This is a genomic window from Marinobacter fuscus (assembly GCF_003007675.1).
GTDB lineage: Bacteria > Pseudomonadota > Gammaproteobacteria > Pseudomonadales > Oleiphilaceae > Marinobacter > Marinobacter fuscus.
In genome coordinates this window covers 117,478-139,955 of sequence record NZ_PXNP01000085.1, presented here as the reverse complement: position 1 = coordinate 139,955, position 22,478 = coordinate 117,478, and the positions used below count along the sequence as shown (strand labels likewise).

At 57.3% G+C, this 22,478-nt stretch carries 17 protein-coding genes; 12 read left to right on the top strand and 5 right to left on the bottom strand.

What is annotated here, in order from left to right; translation table 11 throughout:
- Positions 1–45: 45 nt before the first annotated feature.
- The 6 genes from C7H09_RS11955 (at position 46) to C7H09_RS11930 (ending at position 8,553) form a co-directional block, all read left to right on the top strand.
- Positions 46–2,664 carry a S8 family serine peptidase gene (locus C7H09_RS11955; RefSeq protein ID WP_106763106.1) on the top strand — a complete coding sequence of 873 codons (2,619 nt, stop codon included), beginning with the start codon at positions 46–48 and terminating at the stop codon, positions 2,662–2,664.
- Entirely contained in the window at positions 2,661–3,158 is a 498-nt protein-coding gene (locus C7H09_RS11950; RefSeq protein ID WP_106762936.1) for a protease complex subunit PrcB family protein, read from the top strand. Before C7H09_RS11955 ends, C7H09_RS11950 begins: the two co-directional genes overlap by 4 nt.
- Before the next feature lie 94 nt (positions 3,159–3,252).
- A complete protein-coding gene (gene parE / locus C7H09_RS11945; RefSeq protein ID WP_106762934.1) occupies positions 3,253–5,148 on the top strand; it encodes a DNA topoisomerase IV subunit B in 1,896 nt (631 codons plus the stop codon).
- Positions 5,149–5,244: 96 nt separating this feature from the next.
- A complete protein-coding gene (locus C7H09_RS11940; protein ID WP_106762931.1) occupies positions 5,245–7,011 on the top strand; it encodes an SLC13 family permease in 1,767 nt (588 codons plus the stop codon).
- A 356-nt stretch (positions 7,012–7,367) separates the two neighbouring features.
- Complete coding sequence (locus C7H09_RS11935; RefSeq protein WP_106762928.1) at positions 7,368–7,916, top strand: cytochrome b; 549 nt, start codon at positions 7,368–7,370, stop codon at positions 7,914–7,916.
- Between the two features lie 55 nt (positions 7,917–7,971).
- Complete coding sequence (locus C7H09_RS11930) at positions 7,972–8,553, top strand: YceI family protein (protein ID WP_106762925.1); 582 nt, start codon at positions 7,972–7,974, stop codon at positions 8,551–8,553.
- A 148-nt stretch (positions 8,554–8,701) separates the two neighbouring features.
- Here C7H09_RS11930 and C7H09_RS11925 read toward each other — a convergent pair whose 3' ends face one another.
- The gene (locus C7H09_RS11925) at positions 8,702–8,956 is read right to left on the bottom strand and encodes a hypothetical protein (protein WP_106762922.1); all 255 of its coding nucleotides are present in this window, start codon (positions 8,954–8,956) and stop codon (positions 8,702–8,704) included.
- A 173-nt stretch (positions 8,957–9,129) separates the two neighbouring features.
- On the opposite strand from C7H09_RS11925, the gene parC reads away from it, so the two are divergent.
- Positions 9,130–11,424 (top strand): DNA topoisomerase IV subunit A, encoded by a 2,295-nt coding sequence (gene parC / locus C7H09_RS11920; protein WP_106762920.1) that lies wholly within the window; start codon positions 9,130–9,132, stop codon positions 11,422–11,424.
- Positions 11,417–12,649 carry a phosphoserine phosphatase SerB gene (gene serB / locus C7H09_RS11915; RefSeq protein WP_106762917.1) on the top strand — a complete coding sequence of 411 codons (1,233 nt, stop codon included), beginning with the start codon at positions 11,417–11,419 and terminating at the stop codon, positions 12,647–12,649. The genes parC and serB overlap by 8 nt, the downstream gene beginning before the upstream one ends.
- A 71-nt stretch (positions 12,650–12,720) precedes the next feature.
- Here the strand turns inward: serB and C7H09_RS11910 are convergent, their stop codons facing one another.
- The 3 genes from C7H09_RS11910 to epmB all read right to left on the bottom strand — a co-directional run bounded on the left by C7H09_RS11910 (position 12,721) and on the right by epmB (position 17,977).
- Positions 12,721–14,805 (bottom strand): EAL domain-containing response regulator, encoded by a 2,085-nt coding sequence (locus tag C7H09_RS11910; protein WP_106762914.1) that lies wholly within the window; start codon positions 14,803–14,805, stop codon positions 12,721–12,723.
- A gap of 124 nt (positions 14,806–14,929) precedes the next feature.
- Entirely contained in the window at positions 14,930–16,741 is a 1,812-nt protein-coding gene (locus C7H09_RS11905) for a GTPase (protein ID WP_106762911.1), read from the bottom strand.
- Positions 16,742–16,906: 165 nt separating this feature from the next.
- Complete coding sequence (gene epmB, locus C7H09_RS11900; protein WP_106762908.1) at positions 16,907–17,977, bottom strand: EF-P beta-lysylation protein EpmB; 1,071 nt, start codon at positions 17,975–17,977, stop codon at positions 16,907–16,909.
- A 45-nt stretch (positions 17,978–18,022) separates the two neighbouring features.
- Between epmB and efp the strand changes: the two genes are divergently transcribed.
- Entirely contained in the window at positions 18,023–18,598 is a 576-nt protein-coding gene (gene efp, locus C7H09_RS11895) for an elongation factor P (protein WP_106762905.1), read from the top strand.
- Between the two features lie 6 nt (positions 18,599–18,604).
- Positions 18,605–19,576, top strand: coding sequence for an EF-P lysine aminoacylase EpmA (gene epmA, locus C7H09_RS11890; RefSeq protein ID WP_240616574.1), 972 nt, complete (start codon positions 18,605–18,607; stop codon positions 19,574–19,576).
- Here epmA and asd read toward each other — a convergent pair.
- Positions 19,540–20,454 carry an archaetidylserine decarboxylase gene (gene asd / locus C7H09_RS11885; protein ID WP_106762903.1) on the bottom strand — a complete coding sequence of 305 codons (915 nt, stop codon included), beginning with the start codon at positions 20,452–20,454 and terminating at the stop codon, positions 19,540–19,542. The two genes, epmA and asd, sit on opposite strands and share 37 nt — an antisense overlap.
- A gap of 180 nt (positions 20,455–20,634) precedes the next feature.
- Here asd and motA point away from each other — a divergent pair, with 180 nt between their 5' ends.
- The gene (motA, locus tag C7H09_RS11880; RefSeq protein WP_106762901.1) at positions 20,635–21,486 is read left to right on the top strand and encodes a flagellar motor stator protein MotA; all 852 of its coding nucleotides are present in this window, start codon (positions 20,635–20,637) and stop codon (positions 21,484–21,486) included.
- A gap of 30 nt (positions 21,487–21,516) precedes the next feature.
- Positions 21,517–22,476 carry a flagellar motor protein MotB gene (motB, locus tag C7H09_RS11875; protein WP_106762899.1) on the top strand — a complete coding sequence of 320 codons (960 nt, stop codon included), beginning with the start codon at positions 21,517–21,519 and terminating at the stop codon, positions 22,474–22,476.
- The last annotated feature ends 2 nt before the right edge of the window (positions 22,477–22,478 follow it).

The following is a 22,478-nucleotide window of genomic DNA, read 5'->3' as shown; positions in this document are numbered from 1 at the left end:
TACTCTGCATGAATGGTTTTCACCGGTTGTGGGAAGAACGACGCCGTGAAGTTTTCAACGTTTGCTTTTGCGCTGTTGCCGGCAGTAGTGCTGTCGGGCTGTGGCAGCGATTCTGAAAATGGGAATGCCGCACCGGATACAGAACCCTTATCCGGAGTGATCCGCATCGAAGCAAACAGCCGGATTGACCAGGACACCATGGAACAGTTGGCCAGGGCGGGCAGTCAGCCTGCCACCGGTGTTCAGGTAATGCCTGCGAACTTTGTGCTGGCGGGTTATGTCAGCGGCGACAGCGGCTTCTTCACGACTATTCAGGGCGACACCTTTGACTACCGTACGGATCGTCGGGACGACTACATAGTGCCTATGGCACCGGGCGAATCCATCGCCCTGCAGAGTTTCGGCAGTCGGGCCGGTAATCCGGAACTGCGGTTGTCTTTTCCGGATTCGACCGGTGCGGTGCGGAGTACGGATCGGGATCAGGCGCCCGCCACCCTGAGCTGGAACGGGAGTAACACCGAGCCCGCGAATGTGAGGGTGTCGGTAACAGCCAGTGGCCCGGGGGCGGCCCGGTATATCCTGTCGAAAGTGGCTGGTGAGCAGGCGGAACAGAAGGATTTCTACTGGCCGGAGCACAGGTTTATTCCGGGCCAGGCGGTGGTATCGACAGCTGCAGATGAAGAGCCCGTACCGCAGGGTATTCTGATGAACGCATCTGCAGCCCAGGCAGAGCGCCTGGGCCCCAACCGCTGGCTAATGACCATGCCCCAGTTACGGGCTGCCAGTGCCGCATCCGCTGATGCCACACTTCGATGGATTGAATCGCTTCGCAGTGCACCGGGCATCGTCTCTGCTGCGCCGAATTATCAGATGACTGCGTTTCAGTCCATGGCGTCAGCGCCAACCGCAGAAGAACTGTACCCGCTTCAGTGGCATTACGACCTGATCAACGGGCCGGTGGCCTGGCAACTTGCCCCGGACGGTGGAGAGGGAGTTACCGTTGCGGTGCTGGACAGCGGGCTGTTCAGGGATTCCGGGGCCTCGGTCTGGCACCCGGATCTGGATGCCAATGTTTTGCCCGGCCGGGATTTTGTGGACAACGACAGTCTTCCCCAGGACCCGGGCAGCCAGATTGGAACCAGTGTGTTCCATGGCACCCATGTGGCGGGAATCATAGCGGCGAACCTGGGCAACAGCTCAGGATCTGATCCGGATTACGGCATGGCCGGAGTTGCTTTCAATGCGGGAATTTTGCCGGTGCGGGTTCTGGGGGAGGGCGGAACCGGCTCTTCCTTGGATCTGATCAATGCGATCCGTTGGGTTACCGGCGAAAATCCGGCCGGGCCGCCCCGTGCGGATATCGTGAATATGAGCCTGGGCGGACTACCGGAGATTCCCGATCTGGAAGCGGCTATACAGTTTGGTGTCGACCGGGGCCTGCTGTTTGTCGGGGCGGCAGGGAATTCGTCTACCTCCGTGCGCTCGTTTCCGGCGGCTTCACCGAATGTGCTTGCTGTCAGTGCGGTGGATGCAGCGGGTAACCTGGCCTCCTATTCCAATTTCGGATCCTGGATCGATCTGGCCGCCCCCGGTGGTGATGCCAGCCGGGATGGGGATAACGACGGCCGGGCTGATGTGGTCTGGAGTACCAGTGCGGTGTTGAATGGGGGCGTGTTTCAGCCCGATCATATCGGCCTGCAGGGCACGTCTATGGCGGCGCCCCATGTTGCCGGAGTTCTCGCATTGATGAAGGCCCGGAACGGCTTGCTTGATACTTCCGGCCTGAGGGCCTTGCTGGTTGCCGGAGAGTTGACCGACTCGCAGGGTTTGAATGGCAATACCCACGGTTACGGAATCCTTGATGCCTCGAAGGCGTTGCAGGCCGGTGAGAGCGGTATTGCGACAGTGCTGTCGCCATCGCCGTCGTTTGTGGCGCTGAGTAATGAATCCGCAACACGTAAAACCATTCGACTGACCCGGATAGGGCCAGGCCAGATAACACTGCCCGTTGTGACCAGATCACCGGGCTGGCTGACCATTGCCGAGCCCCAAGCCCAGGGCAGTGATTTCCTGCTTTCCATCTCCTTGAATCTGTCAGCGATTGAACCGGATGTTGCCTACCGGTCGGACGTGGTGGTCAGTTATCAGGGCGGCAATCAGCAAAGAACCCTCAGTATTCCGGTAAGCGCCCAGGTATTTTCCGATGAGCAGGCCCGGGATGCCGGTGAACACTTCGTCCTGCTGGTGGAAACACAACCGAACAGTGACGGCTTCTACAATGCCGTGTCTCAGGTTTCGGCAACGGCAGATAAGGGGCAGTATGTGTTTCGTTTCCGGGCGGAAGACGGTGAAGAGCCCTGGGCGCTGGATGAGGTGGTGCCGGGAGACTACTTTCTGGTTGCAGGTTCGGACACAGATGGTGATGGCCTGATTTGCCAGCCGGGCGAGGCTTGCGCAGAATACCCGGTCACCGGCCTGAGGGAAGTTATATCGATTCGGGAGGGTGATCCGCTGAACAGCCTGCGGCTGACCACCAGCTATTCCCGGTCGTCGATTACGGCAGAAACACCGGATGTTCTACCCCGGCCAGGTTTTAAAGGTTACCGGCTGATGAATTCCGGCTCTGAAGGAGCCCAACGAACAGGAGCAAAAGCAATTCAATGACCCGTCTATTGTCCAGGGGCCTGGCGGTCAGCCTGATACTGGCCACAGCAGCGGCCTGCACCACCACTGGCTCGGGAAGCGAAATCAGGCCGCCTCTGATCCGCCAGATAACCCAGTCGGCCCATTGTGGCCTCAGTGGGCCGGGTGTTGCTGTGGTTAAAAGCCTGAATCAGCGTGATGTTTTGCTGGATGTCCCTGGGCAGAATATGGCGACAGATGCGGTGCGCAGGGTCGTTCTGGCCAATGAACACCTGATCTTCGTTACCCTGGGCCAGAAGCCGACCGCCGGATACAGCCTGGGGCTTTCGTCGTCGGAGATTGAAAACTCAACCCTGGTGCTTGAGATGGCTCTGAAAGAGCCGGCTCCGGGCATGATCGTGGCTCAGGTGATCACTTCCCCTTGCGTGGTGCTGGCGGCGGAGCCCGGCCAGTGGCAGTCTGTTCAGGTAAACGGGCTTGGCGAGCAGCCGATAATGTCGAAACCGGGAAACTGAACCGGGCACACGCCAGCACAAAACAACCGTTGATCTTTCAGCTTGAATCCCTAAGCTATGGCGCAACGATCACTTGCGGAGCCATGCCACACCTATGAGCCAGCAACAGTACAACGCCGATGCCATTGAAGTTCTGAGCGGACTGGACCCGGTGCGCAAGCGCCCCGGCATGTATACCGATACCTCCCGCCCCAACCATCTGGCTCAGGAAGTCATCGACAACAGTGTTGACGAAGCGCTGGCGGGTCACGCCCGAAAAATCGAGGTTATCCTGCACAGCGACAACTCGCTAAGTGTCGAGGATGACGGCCGGGGTATGCCCGTGGATATCCACAAGGAAGAAGGCCTGCCCGGCGTTGAGCTGATCCTTTCCCGACTGCATGCCGGCGGCAAGTTTTCCCAGGGTAATTACAACTTCTCTGGTGGTTTGCACGGTGTCGGCGTTTCTGTTGTGAATGCCTTGTCGACCCACCTGGAAGTCACCATAAAGCGCGACGGCCAGATGCACCGGATGACCTTCGCTGACGGCGAAAAGGCCAGTGAGCTTGAGGTCGTCGACACGGTGGGCAAGCGCAACACCGGCACCCGGCTGAAGTTCTCGCCGGATCCGAAATACTTTGACAGTCCGAACTTCTCGGTCAGTCGTTTGCGCCACAACTTGCGCGCCAAGGCGGTACTTTGCCCGGGGCTGACGGTGGTTTTCACTCAGGAAAAAACCGGCGAAAAAGACGAGTGGTGCTACGAGGACGGCCTTCGGGATTACCTGCGTACCGCCCTGGCCGACATTGAAGCCATTCCCCTTGAGCCGTTCACTGGCAGCTTTTCCGGCAACAAGGAAGCTGTCGACTGGGCTATCCAGTGGTTGCCCGAGGGCGGCGACGCAGTGATGGAAAGCTACGTTAACCTGATCCCCACGGCCCAGGGCGGCACCCATGTGAACGGGCTGCGCACCGGATTGCTGGAAGCCATGCGGGAATTTTGCGAGTTCCGCAATCTACTGCCCCGGGGCGTCAAGTTGTCACCGGAGGATGTCTGGGAACGGGTGGCCTATGTCTTGTCGTTCAAGATGCAGGAGCCCCAGTTCTCTGGCCAGACCAAAGAGCGGTTGTCGTCGCGGGAGGCGGCTGCGTTTGTCTCTGGCGTGGTGAAAGATGCGTTCAGTCTGTGGCTGAACCAGCACACCGACATTGCCGAGGCTCTGGCGGAGCTGTTCATCAGCAACGCCCAGCGCCGTTTACGTGCCAGCAAAAAAGTGGCCCGGAAGAAGGTCACCTCCGGCCCGGCATTGCCCGGAAAACTGGCGGATTGCTCGGGTGGCGACACCAAGCGCTCGGAACTCTTTCTGGTGGAAGGGGATTCCGCGGGTGGTTCCGCCAAACAGGCCCGGGATCGGGAGTTTCAGGCGGTGATGCCGCTGCGGGGCAAGATTTTGAACACCTGGGAAGTGGACTCCGGTGAGATTCTGGCGTCCCAGGAAGTGCACGACATTGCAGTTGCCATTGGCGTGGATCCGGGCTCTGAAGACTTGTCCGGATTGCGTTACAACAAGGTGTGTATCCTGGCCGATGCCGACTCGGATGGCCTGCACATTGCCACGTTGTTGTGTGCCCTGTTCGTCAAACACTTTCGGCCGCTGGTCGCGGCGGGCCATGTCTTTGTGGCCATGCCGCCTTTGTACCGTGTAGACCTCGGCAAAGAGACGTTCTATGCCCTCGACGAGCACGAGAAGCAGGGCATTATCGACCGGATTGCCGCAGAAAAGCGCAAAGGCAAGATTCAGGTTACCCGCTTCAAAGGGCTGGGCGAAATGAACCCGCTGCAGTTGCGTGAAACCACCATGGCGCCAGATACCCGCCGCCTGGTGATGCTGACGCTGGAAGAGGGCGACGACACCGACGAGTGTATGGATATGCTGCTGGGCAAAAAACGGGCGTCGGATCGCCGTGCCTGGCTGGAGGCTTACGGGAATATGGCAGATGTTGCCGTTTGATATTCCATTCGAATCTATAAAAATCGAAAGGTATTCTTTTTAAGCTTTTAAAAAAACCACTATCCTGCCAGTTTTCGTACCGGAAAGGGTCGGCGGATGGACTGGCAAGGATGGTTTTCACTGGGGCTGGCGGCTGTGGCCCTGTTGGCAATGAGTTCCGGCCGCTTTGCACCCCATCAGGTGATGCTGGCCGTTCTGGTGATTCTCAGTGCCAGTGGCATCATCAGTGCCGACCAGGCCCTGGCCGGGTTCAGTAACCCGGGCCTGATTACCGTGGTGGCCCTGTTTGTGGTGGCGGCGGGGGTTCATCATTCCGGTGGTGTGGATTTGCTGGTGCATACTATTCTGGGCCGCCCCAAGTCCGTGCGCAGTGCCCAGGCGCGGATTGCCCTGCCAGTGACACTTCTCAGCGGTTTCCTCAACAATACCCCGGTGGTTGCCACCATGATTCCGGCGGTGCATGCCTGGTCCCGAAAAATCGGTATTGCCCCCTCCAAACTGATGATGCCGCTGAGTTATTCCGCCATTCTGGGGGGCACGCTTACCTTGATGGGAACCAGCACTAATCTGGTGGTCAACGGCCAGTATCAACAACTGACCGGCAGTGACGGATTTTCCGTGTTCTCGCTGACACTGGTGGGTTTGCCGGTCGCGGTGGTGGGGGTGGCGGCCATGCTGCTGGTACTGCCAAGACTGTTGCCAGACCGAAAAGATCAGCAGAAATTCGGCTCGGTGAACGAGTTCACCCTGGAGGTGGCGGTGGCCGCCGACGGCCCTCTGGTTGGCAAGAGTGTCGGGGAGGCGGGGTTACGGGAGTTGGAGCAACTGTACCTGGTCGAGATTGAAAGGGACGGCAGTGTGGTGACGGCAGTGCCCTCTGAGGAGCGGCTGAGGGGCGGTGACCGACTGGTGTTTGCCGGAGACACCCAGGCGATTTCGGATCTGCTGCGCATACACGGCATAGTACCCTCGGTACACGAAGATGAGCCGGCACTGAGCAAAGACCGGGCCGAGCGCTGTCTGGTGGAGGCCTTATTGTCGCCCCAGTCGGATGTGCTGGGCCAGACCATACGGGATGCCCGGTTTCGCGATCGTTATGGAGCCGTGGTGCTGGCGGTGGCCCGGGGCGGCGAGCGGGTGCCGGGAAACCTGGGCAATATCCGTCTTCGCCCCGGCGACGTTCTGTTGCTTGAGGCACGCCCGGCGTTTGTCAGCCGGCAACGCTACAACAAGGATTTTCTGTTAATCAACGATCTGGAAACCGAGGCGCCCCGTCACGACCGGGCCAGGCTATCCTGGGGCATTTTACTGGTACTGGTGGCGCTGGCGGCCTGCGGTGTAACCACCATGCTTAATGCTGCCATGGTCGGCGCCTTCTTGATGGTTCTCAGCGGCTGTTGCTCGCCGGGGCAGGCCCGTCGGGCGGTGGATGTGCCGGTAGTGCTCACCATCGGTGCGTCTTTCGCCCTTGGTGGCGCACTGGAGCACACCGGGGCTGCCAACGTTATTTCCGGGTTGGTATTAGGGTTCAGCGATGGCAATGCCTTGCTGGCACTGATTCTGGTATACCTGATGGTGTCGTTACTGACGGAAGTGATCACCAACAATGCCGCTGCCGTGCTCACCGTACCTGTGGTGTTGTCTCTGGCCAGCGCCATGGGGCTGCCTGCGGAACCCTTCATTATTGGTATCATGATGGCGGCCTCTGCCAGCTTCGCGACCCCGCTGGGCTACCAGACCAACATGATGGTGTTTGGCCCCGGCGGCTACCGGTTTTCGGACTTCGTGAAGGTCGGTGTGCCCCTGAACCTGCTGGTGGGTGCTGTGGCCGTCCTGACCATTGCCTGGCTCTATGGCTTTTGAGGTCCCTGCAACGTAAAAACCCGGCTGTTGCCGGGTTTTGTTGATCAGTTGTTGCTAGGGACAACCACAGATTCGTCGAATTCAATTTCCATGTCGATTCCTCATTGCTTTTGCCCGTGTCCGGACGATTTAAAGTATGGGTAAAGTTTATCGTTGCTATAAATTTGAACAATCCGTAAAACCGCATACGACAAAGGTGGTTATTGTCAATAGGCTGGCCATTCCGTCAAAAAAACTGATGCATGTCAGCAAATCATTCAGTTTTTCTTTTCTGTGACAGGCCTCTACACTTTACGCATGACTGATTCACATCCATGGAACATGGATATTCATTGTTTTTGAGGGAAGTTTTTTGCATGTCGGCTCGAAATTCGGAAGTGACTTACGGCTGGGTGGCTATTCTTCTGCACTGGACGGTGGCTGTGGCTATCGTCGGGTTGTTTGTTCTCGGGTTCTGGATGGTCGACTTGTCCTACTACGATCCCTGGTACCGCCAGGGGCCCGATATTCATCGAAGCGTTGGCATTATTTTGTTCCTGGTGATGCTGTTCAGGATCGGCTGGCGTGTTGTCAGCCCGGCCCCCCGGCCTCTTGCCAATCACCGCCGCTGGGAAATTCTGGCAGCACACGCAGCCCATTGGCTGTTGTACCTGTTGATCTTTGTCGCAATGGTCAGTGGTTACCTGATTTCCACGGCTGATGGATCTTCTATTCATGTTTTTGGTGTTTTCGAAGTGCCTTCGGTGACGGGCCAGATCAAAGGTATGGAAGACACGGCGGGGCTGGTGCACTACTGGAGTACCTGGGCGCTGGTGGTCCTGGCGGGAATCCATGCCTTGGGCGCGCTCAAGCACCACCTGATCGATCGGGACAAAACGCTTCGCCGCATGATCGGATTGTCATGAACCTGATTCTCATTGCTGATAACGTACTGAAATCTGATAACCAAAGGAGTCTGTTATGAAGAAGCTTTTACTTGCGACGGCCATGTCGGCTGCGATCATTGGCTCGGTGCAGGCCAATGAGCACAGCGGCACTTATGCGTTTGATAACAAGGATACCCACCAGTTTATCACCTTCAAAATTTCCCACTTGGGCTACAGCTGGCTGTACGGCCGGTTCAATGATTTTGATGGCCAGTTCACCTACGACGCCGATAACCCGGAAAACAGTTCTGTCACCGTCACCATCGACACGTCCAGCGTTGACAGCAACCACGCCGAGCGAGACAAGCACCTGCGCAGTGAAGATTTCCTGCACGTGGGTGATTTCCCCGAGGCTACCTTCAAGAGTAAGCGGGTGGTTGTTGATGGCGATGGCGAAGCCGAAATTATCGGCGATCTCACGCTCCGTGGTGTAACCCGGGAAATCACGCTGGACGCCGAAATGCTGGGCCATGGCAAGGACCCCTGGGGCGGCTACCGCATGGGCTTTGAAGCGGAGACCGAGCTGCGGCTGAAGGACTTCGGCATCCCCATGGATCTGGGGCCCGCCTCAGAAACGGTCGAGCTGGAAATCTCCGTGGAGGGAATCCGACAGTAACGTTCGTCCTCCGAGTTGGGCGGTTCTGCTTCTGGCAGAGCCGCTCTTACTCCCGGTCATGTTGAGGGGGGGGGGGAGAGGTTTAACAGGTGGAGGTATTTGTGGGCGTCTGTGGCTATGGATGAAAGCTACGCCCGCACTGGGTAGGTCAGGATTTGCTGGCCGACTCTGGATGCCGGGACTGGCCGCATTCTTCGTCCACCCGGCACAGATGCCGACGACGCAGAAATTGAGCGGCGAAAATCACAGTCCAGATCACCGCGCCTGCCCAGATATAGGGAACAGGAATCTGAAACGTTCCGCTGATGGCAAACTCCACCAAAAGCATCAGAGCGACTGCCAGAACCGCATTTACCAAGGCCGTAACCATGGCCTGCCCGCAGGCTTTAAGATTTGGTTTCATAGTTGTCCGCTTGGTCAGAGAGTGAACAGCTTTCTGATTACCGTGAGAGAATACGGTTCACCTTACAGACTCTCCATTCGGGAATTCCGCTATTGGAATTGGTGTATCCGGGCCCGGCTCCATATAATGTGCGCCACATCTTTTTCAGGCATTCACGGTAAATAGAGGCATACATGCCAGAGTTTCAGACGACGGATGAAGGTTTCGAGCGGGTCTCCCTCAGGGACTACACCGAGAAGGCGTACCTGGATTATTCCATGTACGTTATTCTGGACAGGGCTCTGCCCAATGTGGGCGATGGCCTCAAGCCGGTACAGCGGCGCATCGTTTACGCCATGTCGGAACTGGGACTGAAATCGACCTCAAAATATAAGAAATCTGCCCGTACCGTGGGCGACGTGCTGGGTAAATTCCATCCCCATGGCGACAGTGCCTGTTACGAAGCCATGGTGTTGATGGCCCAGCCCTTTTCCTACCGCTACCCATTGGTGGACGGGCAGGGTAACTGGGGCTCTCCCGATGATCCAAAATCCTTCGCTGCCATGCGTTATACCGAATCCCGGCTGGCACCGTTCGCTGAAGTACTGCTCAGCGAGCTGGGGCAGGGCACGGTTGATTGGGTGCCCAACTTTGATGGCACCATGGAAGAGCCTTCGGTGCTGCCAGCGCGGCTGCCCCATGTGTTGCTCAATGGCACGACCGGCATTGCCGTGGGTATGGCCACGGATATCCCGCCGCACAACGTACGTGAGGTCACCGCGGCTTGCATACGCCTTCTTGATCAGCCAGATGCCTCTGTGGATGAGCTGTGTGAGCACGTCAAGGGGCCGGATTTTCCAACCACCGCGGAAATTATTACGCCCCGCAAGGATCTTCGGCAGATGTATCAGACTGGCCGGGGATCGCTGCGAATGCGTGCCCGATGGATTCGGGAAAACGGTGAAGTGGTGGTTACCGATCTGCCTCATCAGGTGTCCGGTAACCGGGTACTGGAGCAGATTGCTCAGCAGATGCAGACCAAAAAGCTGCCCATGGTGGCGGACCTTCGGGATGAATCCGACCATGAAAACCCGACCCGCCTGGTGATTGTGCCCCGATCTAACCGTGTGGATCTGGATGGTTTGATGGCGCACCTGTTTGCCAGCACCGATCTGGAGAAAACCTACCGGGTGAACATGAATGTGATCGGCAACGACGGTCGTCCCGGTGTTAAAGGGTTGCATCAGATTCTGACCGAGTGGCTGGCGTTCCGTAAAACCACGGTCACCCGCCGTTTGCAGCATCGTCTGGACAAAGTTCTGGCCAGGCTGCACTTGCTGGAAGGCTTGTTGATTGCCTACCTCAACATTGATGAAGTAATCGAGATTATTCGTACCGAAGACAAGCCGAAGGCGGAGCTGATGGCCCGGTTCGGGTTGTCTCCGGAGCAGGCAGAAGCCATTCTGGAATTGAAGCTGCGCCATCTCGCCAAGCTTGAGGAAATGAAGATCCGCGGTGAGCAGGATGAGCTGTCGGCGGAGCGTGTTGAGTTGCAGGCCATTCTGGGTTCGGAAGACCGCTTGCGTGAACTGATCAAAACCGAACTGGAGCAGGATGCGGAAACCTATGGCGATGAGCGCCGTTCCCCCATTGTGGAGCGGGGCGAGGCCAAAGCCTTCAGTGAGACCGATCTGGTCTCCAACGATCCGGTAACCGTGGTGTTGTCCGAGAAGGGCTGGGTGCGTGCCGCCAAGGGCCATGATATTGACCCGGGTGGGCTGAGTTACAAGGCTGGTGACAAGTTTGCCCTCGCGGCCCGGGGCCGTAACAACCAGCAGAGCATCTTTGTTGATTCGACCGGCCGGGCTTATTCGCTGATGGCCCATTCCCTGCCATCTGCCCGGGGCCAGGGTGAGCCGTTAACCGGCCGAATCAATCCGCCCTCCGGTGCCACCTTTGCGGGCCTGTTAATGGGCAACCCGGAGCGCAAGACCCTGCTGGTAACGGATGGTGGTTACGGTTTTGTCACTTCTCTGAACGACATGATCAGCAAAAACCGGGCGGGCAAGGCTGTGGTCAGCGTGCCTAAAGGGGCGAAGATCATGCCGCCGGTGATGATTCCGGAAACCGCCACTACTCTATATCTGGCTGCCATTTCCAATGAAGGGCGGATGCTGGTGTTCCCGCTCAGTGAGTTGCCGGAGTTGGCCAAGGGCAAGGGCAACAAGATCATCAGCATTCCTTCGGCCCGGGTTCAGAACCGGGAAGAGTATGTCGTCGCAATTGCAGTGTTTGGTGAGGAAGATCAGTTGGAAATTCTGGCGGGTAAACGCAAGCTGGGCCTGAAATTCAGTGATCTGGAACATTATCTGGGCGAGCGGGGACGCCGCGGCCACAAGCTGCCCCGGGGCTTACAGCGGGTGGACGGCATTGATGTTATCCCGTCCGCAGCCCGGGCGCAGGAAGAGGAGTCTGCAGACAGTGAGTGAACTGGTACTGATAAACGTATCCGGGCGCGACAAGCCGGGCCTGACGTCGGAAATTACCGGCATCATGGGCAAGTATGATGTGCGGATTCTGGATATTGGCCAGGCCGTGATTCACGACCATCTGACCTGGGGCATTCTGGTGCAGATCCCGGACGCCTCGCAATCGTCGCCGGTCATTCGGGATTTGCTGTTTCGCCTGCACGCACTGGATCTTCAGGTGCATTTTGCGCCCATTACCGAGCAGGAATACCTGACCTGGGCCGAAGGGCGAAATCGTGCCTGTTACATCGTTACCTTGTTGTCCCGGGATATCAAGGCTGAACAGATTGCCCGGGTGTCTGCCATCACCGCTCGCCATGGCCTGAACATTGACAACATTACCCGGCTCTCGGCCCGGCCGTCGCTGAACGTGACTGACAATCGCATTGCCTGTGTGGAGTTCTCGGTGCGCGGAAAGCCCTCTGATCCTGAGCAGTTACGCTCGGACTTCCTGCACATCGCGGGGGAGATGAACGTGGACATAGCCTTTCAGGAGGATTCCATTTTCCGTCGCAACCGCCGCCTGGTGGTGTTTGATATGGACTCAACCTTGATTGAGGCAGAAGTGATCGACGAACTGGCCCATGAAGCCGGGGTGGGTGAGCAGGTAGCGGAGATTACCGAGCGTGCCATGCAGGGCGAGCTGGACTTCAGCGAGAGTTTTGCAGAGCGACTGGCGTTGCTGAAGGGGCTGGATGAGTCGGTTCTGGAGCGCATTGCCAGCCGCTTGCGCATGACTGAGGGCGCCGAGCACCTGATTCGAAGCCTGAAGGCACTGGGCTACCGAACCGCCATTCTGTCTGGCGGCTTCACCTATTTTGCCCGGCATTTGCAGAGCAAGCTCGGCATCGACTATGTGTATGCCAATGGGCTGGAAATCGTCGATGGCAAAGTCACCGGGCGGGTTCAGGGGCAGATTGTGGATGGTAAACGCAAGGCAGAGCTATTGCTCGAGATTGCTGAAAAGGAGCATATCGCCCGTGAGCAGGTGATCGCTGTGGGGGACGGCGCCAACGACCTTCCCATGCTCAGCCAGGCAGGCCTGGGTGTGGCGTTCAGAGCCAAGCCTTTGGTGAAGGAGTCGGCCCGGCATTCCATTTCCACTCTGGGGCTGGATGCGATTCTGTACCTGATTGGCTTCAGAGAAAGTGAAACCAACCAGACCTTGCAGCAAACCAAGCTCTGATGCCATGCCGGTAGGTTAAGTAATAAAAAAGGCGGGGATTCCCCGCCTTTTTTGACTCAACCTGGTGGGGCTCAGTTATCGCCAAAGTCGTAGTTCATTTCCGGTACCGGCGCCTGCAGGTAGTAGCCCTGAATGTAATTCACCCCGGCCTGCCACAGCGTTGCCAGCACACTGGCATTTTCCACCAGTGGAATGATGGTCAGCTTGCCGGCGTTCTGCAGGCTCTTCACCAACTCCTTGACCTCTTCCTTGGCTTCGTCGTTCTTCTGGATCTCTTCGGTGAACGAGCCGTCGATTTTCACATAGTCGGTATCGATGTGTTTCAGGGTGTTGAAAGGATCGAGCGCACAACCGAATTGCGAAATGGAAACCTTGCTGTGTAGCTCATGAACCGCCTTGGTAAAGTCCTTGGCCTGCTTCATGTATTTGTTGGCGTCGCCTTCGCGGATCTGGAAAATCAGCGAATCGCCCGGTAAACGTGCCGCTTTCAGGGCTACGCTCAGCCAGGGGGTAAAAGTCTTGTCCTGCAGGGTTTCCGCGGTGATGTTCAGGAACAGCCGGGTATCGTGGCCACGGGAGCGGTGGCTTGAAAGCTGTTTGATGGTCTGCAGAATTACCCAGCGGTCGATCTTGATGGCGGTGTCGCTTGGGCCCATGGGTGGCAGGAAGTCGTACGGGGAAACTTCCTCATCGTCCTTGGTCAGCATCCGCACAAAGGCCTCGTAGTGTTCTTCGCCTTCACCCCGCAGGTTGATAATCGGCTGGAACAGCAGGCGGAAGCGGTTGTCGTCCAGGGCCTTGAGAATCGCCTCAACGGAATTAGTCTCATCCAGTGTTTCATAGTCTGCCGGGTTGTAGACCAGGATACCGTTGCCGTTCTCGTGTCCCTTTTGCTTGCGCACGTCGGCCGAGGCGATATGAGCCCGGCCCATCAGTTCTTCGGCTTTGGGCGAATTTTCGGTGATGGCGGCGATGCCGATGGATACGGTCAGAGGGACGGTGAGCCCGTTAATGTCGAACAGATGATCGTCAACGGCTTTGCGAACATCCTCTGCGAGGCTGATCATTTTGTTCTCGTCGCAAGGTAGACACAGAGCACAGAAGGCATCATCGCCCAGGCGTGCCAGCGTAACCGTGTCTCCGGCATGTTCCTTCAAAAGGTTGGCCATGTCGCCCAGGAGCAGATCCGCGCCGGAAATTCCCACCTGGCTTCGGGCGCTCTGGAAATTGTCCAGGGCGATGTAGGCGAGTGCGCCGGTCTGATTTTCTTTGCCCGCGGCGGATATGGCCCCGGCCAGCTCCGCCATCAGGTGTTGACGGTTGTACAGGCCAGTCAGCAAATCCTGGCTACTGATCTGTTTCAGCTTTTCTTCCAGCTCGGCATCACTGTGTTCGGGCAGAAGCACGATCTGTGTGCAGCTCTCGCCATCATAGGTGGCAGCAGAAACCGACATAGTGACGTTTAGTTCGTGATCATCGCTCCGGCGGGTTGTGAAGTTCATGGTCATGCCATCTTTGCGCTCTTCGGCAAAGGCTTTCATGAACTCTTTGTATTTCTCCTGACTGTCCGGAGTCAGGGTGTCCAAAACCGGAATACAGATCAGATCATCAATGTCGTCGTAGCCAAGGAATTCCATGTAGGACTGGTTGGCGTATATGTGCATACCATCGTTGATGTAGGCGATGGCGTCTTTGGAGCTTTCCAGAAGTAGCTGGCAACGTTGCTCGGCCTCACGCAGGTGAGATTCCAGTGCACGCCGCTTGCGCCGCTCGTCCAGGGCCGCCAGCTCACGTTTTACAACCAGAACCAGGTGGTCGGTGTGCTCGAACGGAATCGCATCCTGGGCGCCAGCGCGCAAAATGTTGACGCTGCGCTCGCGGCTGTGTTCGTCGGTCAGCAGAATGAAGGGAATGTCCTTGTCGAGCCGTTTGACCGTTGCCAGAACGTCGTCGGGTGTAAACTCCTGCTCAAGATCCCGAGCGAGCAACAGATCCCAGTTGGAGGCTTTGAGCGCTTCCTCAAGATCTTCTTCCGAGGTTATCCGGTGCGCTCGGGTGGCTTTTCCCGAATTCCGAAGCAGGCTGATCAGCGTCTCTGCATCGTTTTGTGACGGGTCAAGAATCAGAAGATGGACAGTCGAGTTCTTTTTCTGCATTCGATACTTATCTCACGGTGCCTGTTGCTCACGCAGGGATGATGCAAGGGTTGGAGGGCAATAACAACCTTATCATGTTTCCGCTTTGTTCGCCGGGCACTTTCGAGTGATTACAGGCGAGTGATTACAGTGAGGGCCACAAAGAATCGAACTCGTCTCCGGTCGTTCCGTGTGTCGGAGATTTCTGGTCGCTGTCGCGGGTTCCGTCAACCGGGCTCTGAAGCTTCAGTTCGAACTGGCTGACGCTGCCGGTTGCCGAGACCTTTTTCAGCAGTTGCCCCTGACTCTCCCGGCCATCATGCAGCATGGAAATCCGGCTGCCCGTCTGGAACGGCAGTCGCGGCGTGATCAGCGTGGCAGGCTGATTCACTGCACCGATCTCCGGTAACAGCAGGGCGCGCAGATATTCGCTGCTGTTGCCGACTTTCTGAAGCAGGCGAAGCGCGCAGGGTGATGCGCTCGGAGCCAGCAATTCAATACCTACCTGGGTTCCCTGGTTGCGAATTTGCCGTAGCCAGCGTACCACGGCGATGCTCCATGGATGCCCTGGCTGTTCACGAACGCCAAGGATTTCACCTGCCTGCAACGACGTGGGTATGTTGTTTTCCCAGGCAACACAGTAACCCCCAGGGCTGGTATTGACCAGTTGGGCATGGTGAGACCTGGGTCTTGCACGATCCTGACCCGAAGCGGTTTGGCTGCCATCGCTGGCGCGAAAGTTGATCGGGGTATCGGCCGAATACAGCCGTTCATCACTGGGGCCGGCATCATGAGCCCCGGACCAGGCGTCCGGGTTGCGATTAGCATTCTTGATAAAGCGGTTTCCCGTTTCGTCCGATCCACTTTCGTTGCCGTTGACGAATTCCGGGAAAAGTCGTTGTCCGGCAACGAAATAGTGGGCGGCACTGAGGCCGACGCAGACCTCTAAAGTACCTTGGCTGGCGATACGGTTGAAATTGCGCTTGGCCAGAATGCCAAGAGCCTGGCTAAGGTGCGTGAGCAGGGAGTCGCTGGTTTGGCCTGTCGCAGGCGCTACTTGTTTGCCGCGATCGGGTGAGCGTCGGCTTTCAAGTAAGTCGATCAAATGCTGCGACAGATCACGGGTGTCAAAACCAAAGCTTTCTGTACCCGGCGTATGATCAAGCAGGCTTCGGTATACCGGTGCACAATCCCGCTCCATGTTGATAACAAACAGGGTGTCGGAAGTTTTGTCCGGGTTGCATTGACACATCGATGTCCAGGTTTCCGACATCTCGTAGACCTGGGCCAGCTCGGGTTGGCGCAGTTGGTTGGGCCGCGAGCAGCCGAGCAGTAAAATTCGCTTGTAACTGTCTGCAAGAGTGCTGGAGCGGTGCACCGTCAGTGTGTCGTCGTCTACCTCCCAGTCTGCGAGTTTGTTGCGGTAGGCGAAGCGGAACATGCGGTGGCATTCCAGCCAGCTCTCGGAGGGGCTGGGGCAGTAAAGCTGGTGTGACCGGAGAATGGTGGCGGCCAATTCGGAAATGGCGCGGTGGATTGACGTGGCTATCTGCCGCCGGTTTTTCTCGACACCACCATTATCAATGTATTCCAGAACACAGAGTTTGTAACCTGCGGCCAGGTGCAGTTGCAGGGCCTGAGCAAGATTAGCAATTTTTCTCTGTTTCTCCGGCAGCGCCACGGACAAGCCCAGAAAGTGCCGGGACAGTTCGTTGCAGACAAAATGAACTTTTTCCCGGATAGCTTCGAGGAACTGCATACGTTGCAGTGGCGGAGCAAACAGCTGATTCAACTCGATGATGGCGTGATACAGCTGGCGGGATGATTCGCCCACGTTGGCCATGGGCAGATGCTCTGCCCACGCACGAAAGGCTCGCGGTGTGGTTTCGCAAAACGACAGGCTCGCTGTTTTTTGCTCTGGAACCTTGAGTTCCGGTTTCAGGATTTTGCCTTCCATGTTATTCCGCCAGTATCCGGATTGCTTGGGTTGTATTCCCACAAAAAGGATGAAAATACAGCTCTTTATTGTTCAGGGATATTGCACTTTAAGATAGCAAAGTAGTGGCGGAAAGCGAGAAATGCAGCTGTTTACAATGTTTAACATGTGAACTGGGGCCAATTTCTACCGGCGGCCCAGATCCAGTGTGGTTTTGCTGGCCTGGCCGGGCAGTTCCCGAACCAGTTTGGGCACCAGAAAGCCCGGTAGCTGCCCCTGCATTTCTCTGACCAGTTCGGTGGCCCGCTGATCGCTGACATCAAAATGGTGGGCGCCGGTTACCGGGTCGAAGGCATGCAGGTAATAGGGCATGATACCAGCGTCAAAGAGGGCTTCGCTCAGGTTGCACAGGGCAGTGGTGTTGTCGTTAACACCACGAAGAATCACACTCTGGTTGAGCAGCGTAACACCTGCCTTCGCTAGCCTGGCCATAGCAGTGCGTGTGGCGCTGTCGATTTCGGCGGCGTGGTTGATGTGCACAACCAGCACCTTTTGCAGGCGGCTTGCCGACAGCCAGTCGGTTAGTTCGCTACAGACGCGCCCTGGAATGACCACCGGCAACCGGGAGTGAATGCGCAGGCGACGCAGGTGCGGCACCGAATCCAGCAAGCTGGCCCACTGCGCCAGCAAGCGGTCATTTGCCGCCAGGGGGTCCCCCCCGCTCAGGATGATTTCGTTGATCTCGGGGCTGGCCATGAGTGTGTCGACCACTTTTTCACGGTCTTCTCTGCCCAGGCGGTGCTCCTGATAGGGAAAGTGCCGCCGGAAGCAGTACCGGCAATTGATGGCGCACTGCCCGGTAACCATCAGCAGGGCACGGCTTTTGTATTTCCGGATCAGCCCGGGGGCAGCTATTGCAGCATCTTCCTGCAGCGGATCCGATACGAAGCCCGGTGCTGCCTGCGCCTCACTGTCGATGGGCAAAACCTGCCGTAACAGCGGGTCGTGCGGATTGCCGTATTCGATCCGATCCAGATAGGGTTCAGGCACCCGGATGGGGAACAGGGCATGGCCTGCATCAGCCCCGGCTTTCCAGTCATCCACCGATAGCCCCAGGCGTGAAAGCAACTGCGACGGGGTGGTGATCGAGCGGCTGAGAATTTCCTGCCAGCCGGGCTCTGCCGGAGTCACCGGTACAAGCTTTGGCTCACTGCAGGTATTGCGGGCTTCAATACAGGAGGGGGTTCGCTGTATCATAGCGGCCTTTGAAATTTTAACGACAATGTGTCAGGTGGACATTTCATGGCTTCATATTCTACCAACGAATTCCGCGGCGGTCTCAAGGTTTTGCTGGATGGCGACCCTTGTATCATTCTCGAGAACGAATTCGTTAAGCCGGGCAAAGGCCAGGCGTTCAACCGCGTTAAGCTGCGCAATCTGATGAGCAACCGGGTGTGGGAGCGGACCTTCAAGTCCGGTGAATCCCTGGAAGCGGCAGACGTGATGGAACAGGACATGGAATACCTCTACACCGACGGTGAGTTCTGGCACTTCATGCTGACAGACGGCTCCTTTGAGCAGTTTGCCGCCGATGCGAAAGCGGTGGGTGACTGCGTTAAATGGTTGAAAGAGCAGGATGTGTACACCGTTGTCCTTTATAACGGTGCCCCCCTGACGGTTGCTCCGCCCAACTTCGTTGAGCTGGAAGTGGTTGATACCGACCCTGGCATGAAGGGCGATACCGCCCAGGGCGGCTCCAAGCCTGCGACGCTGTCGACCGGTGCCGTCGTGAGTGTGCCTCTGTTCATCACCATTGGCGAGGTGCTGAAAGTAGACACCCGCTCCGGTGAATACGTTAGCCGCGTAAAAAGCAGTTAACGGCCCGTGAAGCCCGATATCCCCGCATGGCAGCCGACTGCCACGCGGGAGACTCTGAAAAGCCGTGCACAGCTTCTGGCCTATGTGCGCGGCTTTTTTGCACAGCGTGATGTGCTTGAAGTGGAAACTCCGGTACTCGGGCGCCACGGTGTGACCGACCTTAACCTGGAAGGTATTCCTGCGGCAGTAACCGCTGCCGGTGTACAGGGCGGATGGTTGCAGACGTCTCCCGAGTATCATATGAAGCGCCTGCTGGCGGCTGGCTCCGGTTCGATTTTCCAGGTGGCTCGAGTGTTCCGTAACGGCGAGCGGGGCCGGCGGCACAATCCGGAGTTTTCCATGCTCGAGTGGTATCGCACCGGTTTTGATGATGCCGCGCTGATGCAGGAAGTGGCAGATCTGGTGTGTGGCTGGCTGGCGTGCCCGGCACCCGTTACCCTGAGCTACCGGGATGCGGTTCGGGATCTGGCAGGCTTTGATCCCATGACCATCACCGATTTGGAACTGAGCCGCTACTGTGAGCGTTGGCTGGAGCCGGGGCAGTTGGCAGACATGGAGCGTGATGCCTGCCTGGATCTGGTGATGAGTTTTGTGGTGGAGCCGGAGCTTGGCCGGGACAGGCCGGTGTTTATTACCCGCTACCCGTCATCTCAGGCAGCGCTGGCCCGCACTTCAGACGATCAGGGGTTTGCAGTGGCGCATCGTTTCGAGCTCTATGTTGGTGGCCTGGAGCTGTGCAATGGCTATTGGGAGCTGACAGATCCGGAGGAGCAGCGGGAGCGCTTTGCAAATGATAACCGGCTCCGGACAGCGGCGGGAAAGCCGGAAATGGCCATAGATGCCGCCTTGTTGGCCGCGCTGGATAGGGGCTTGCCGGAATGTGCCGGTGTGGCGTTGGGCCTGGATCGTCTGCTGATGCTGAAAACCGGTGCGGCTGACATTCAGGATGTGATCGCGTTTCCGATTGAGCGGGCCTGACTGGTTTCCGGCCCGCGCCCACTACTTTTGATTTTGCCGAAGGCTTCACCCATCCGGACTGTTTTGCCTGCCACTTGATTTGGGTTCCAGGTGACATCGTTTTTGGGCATCACCAGAATGACGGTTGAGCCTAAACGAAACCGGCCCATTTCTTCGCCTTTGGCAAAGGTCGGGGCATCGTCGCCCTGGTATTGCCAGCAGGAAACCTGGCCGGTGTTCGGCGCCACCACGCCTGCCCAGGTGGTTTCGACACTGCCGACGATCATGGCGCCCACAAGAATCATAGCCATCGGGCCTGCTTCGGTATCAAACAGGCAGGCCACCCGCTCGTTTCGGGCGAACAGATTGGGCACGTTTTCGGCGGTTACCGGATTCACTGAAAACAGTTTGCCCGGCACGTACACCATCTCTTTCAGGGTTCCCGCCAGAGGCATGTGAATGCGGTGGTAATCTCTGGGCGAGAGATAAATGGTAGAGAATTCCCCGCTGCGGAAAGCCCGGGCCCGTTCTTCATCGCCGCCCAGCAGTTCGGTCAGGCTGAACGATTGGCCTTTGGCCTGGAAAACCCGGTCTGTACTGACCTGCCCAATCTGGCTGATGGCGCCATCTACCGGGCTGACAAGCGTATCTGCTGTGGCATCAACGGTGCGGGCACCGTCCTTGAGAGCCCGGGTGAAAAAAGCATTGAACGAGGGGTAAGCAGTAATATCCGGTTCGGCCGCTTCGCTCATGTCGACACCATAGCGACTGACAAACCATTTGATCACCCGGTTTTTCAGAGCGGGTGCGCTGTCTTTGTCGGCCAGTCGGCCTGCAATTCGGGACACCGCCAGCTGTGGCGTGATGTATTGGCTCAGAACAAACAGTTTATCAAGCATTCGAAAACGGCTCTTGGGGAAAGGACGCTAGTCTATCAAAACCGGCGCAAAGTATAGAAATTGTTTCACAATTTCGCCGTAAAGCCTGATGCTTGCTATTATCAGGTCATTCTCTGCGAGTGGCGGCCGGGGAAATCCTGCCGTCGGGGGCTAATTGGCGATAAGGCGTATTCAGTCACTATGCTATTGATTATTGGTGCTCTGGTTGTTATTGCGAGCGTTCTGGGCGGTTATGTCCTGCATGGTGGCAATCTGGCGGTATTGTGGCAGCCTACCGAGGTGCTGATTATCGGCGGTGCGGCTGTTGGCTCGTTTGTTATTGCCAATCCTCTGCATACCATCAAGGAGGTGTTTCAGGCGGTATTGCGCTTACTGACCGGCTCGCCCTTCAACAAGTCCTTTTACACAGACCTGCTCAGCCTGCTGTACGAGATTTTTGATAAATCCCGTAAGCAGGGCGTGATGGCCATAGAAGAAGACATCGATAACCCGGAGGCCAGTCAGATTTTCAGTCGCTATCCGGCGATCATGAAATCAAAACACCTGCTCGATTTTATTACCGACTATCTACGTATTATCAGCTCCGGCAATATGGCGCCCCATGAACTTGAGGGCATGATGGAAAACGAGATTGAGAGCCGCCAGCACGAGCTTGAAGAACCGGCCCACGCAGTAAACAAGATTGCCGATGCCTTACCCGGACTGGGTATTGTTGCCGCGGTGCTGGGCATCGTTATCACCATGAATTTTCTCAGTGAAGGGCCGGAGCGGATCGGTCTCAGCGTCGCTGCGGCTCTGGTTGGTACGTTTCTGGGTATCTGGATGGGCTATGGTTTCATCGGCCCCACATCCATTGCTCTGGAGCACTCGGCGAAGTACGAACTCAAGGCCTATGAATGTGTAAAGTCGGCCATTGTGGCAACGGTGTCGGGCCAGGCTCCCCAGATGGCGATCGAGTTTGGCCGTAAGGCCTTGCCTACCGATAAGCGCCCCGGGTTCCAGGAACTGAACGACCATGTTCGTTCCAAGTAACCGTCGCTTCAGGTAACACCGGGAGTTCGCGTGGAAGAACAGCCGATCATCATCAAACGCAAGAAAAAGGTGGTTTCCGGGCACCATGGCGGTTCCTGGAAAGTGGCCTTTGCCGACTTTGCGACGGCCATGATGGCCTTTTTTCTGGTGCTGTGGCTCACGGCGACGGCGTCTCCGGAACAGATCAGAGCTGTTGAGGGCTATTTTAAAGATCCAGTCGGGTTTACCGAGGGCGGTTCACCGAACCCGGTTGATCTTGAAGGCAGTGCTTCTGTTATTGAAGAGGCCACTCAGGATCAGGAGGCCAGTACGATCCAGATCAAGGATGAGGTGGTGGATGAGCTGGCTGATACCTTGGAGCAGCGCCGGATGCAGCAGCTGTTCCAGGAATTGCAGGAGCGTATCGACCAGAGTGAAACCCTGCAGGAGTTTAAGGATCAGCTGTTGATTGACATTACTGATGAGGGTTTGCGGATTCAGATTGTGGATCGTTCAGGGCGGCCGATGTTCGACAGTGGCCGTGCCGAGCTCAAGTATTATTCCCAGGATGTCCTGTTTGAACTGGCCAAAACCCTCGGGTCGGTGAACAACAAGCTGAGCATTACCGGCCATACCGATGCCACGCCGTTTGGCGGGCGCCCGGGCTATACCAACTGGGAGTTGTCGGCAGACCGGGCGAACACTGCCCGGCGGGCACTGGTGGCAGGCGGCGTACGTTTGCAGCAGATTGCGCGGGTGATCGGTTTAAGTGATTCCTTGCTGTTCGACCGGGAAAACCCCATGGCGCCGGTAAACCGGCGTATCTCGATTATCGTGCTGAACAAGAAGGCGGCCAGCAGTATCGAGAGCGGTGCCGGCCGCCCGGATCAACCGCTGATCGATCTGACTGCGCCTGGCGGCGACGAGGAGCAGCAGGCACGTGACCAGCTGGAGAGCGGAGATTGGTTCCAGCCGAAGGAGGAACCGGCACCCGGTGAGTTGAACTGGTAGCC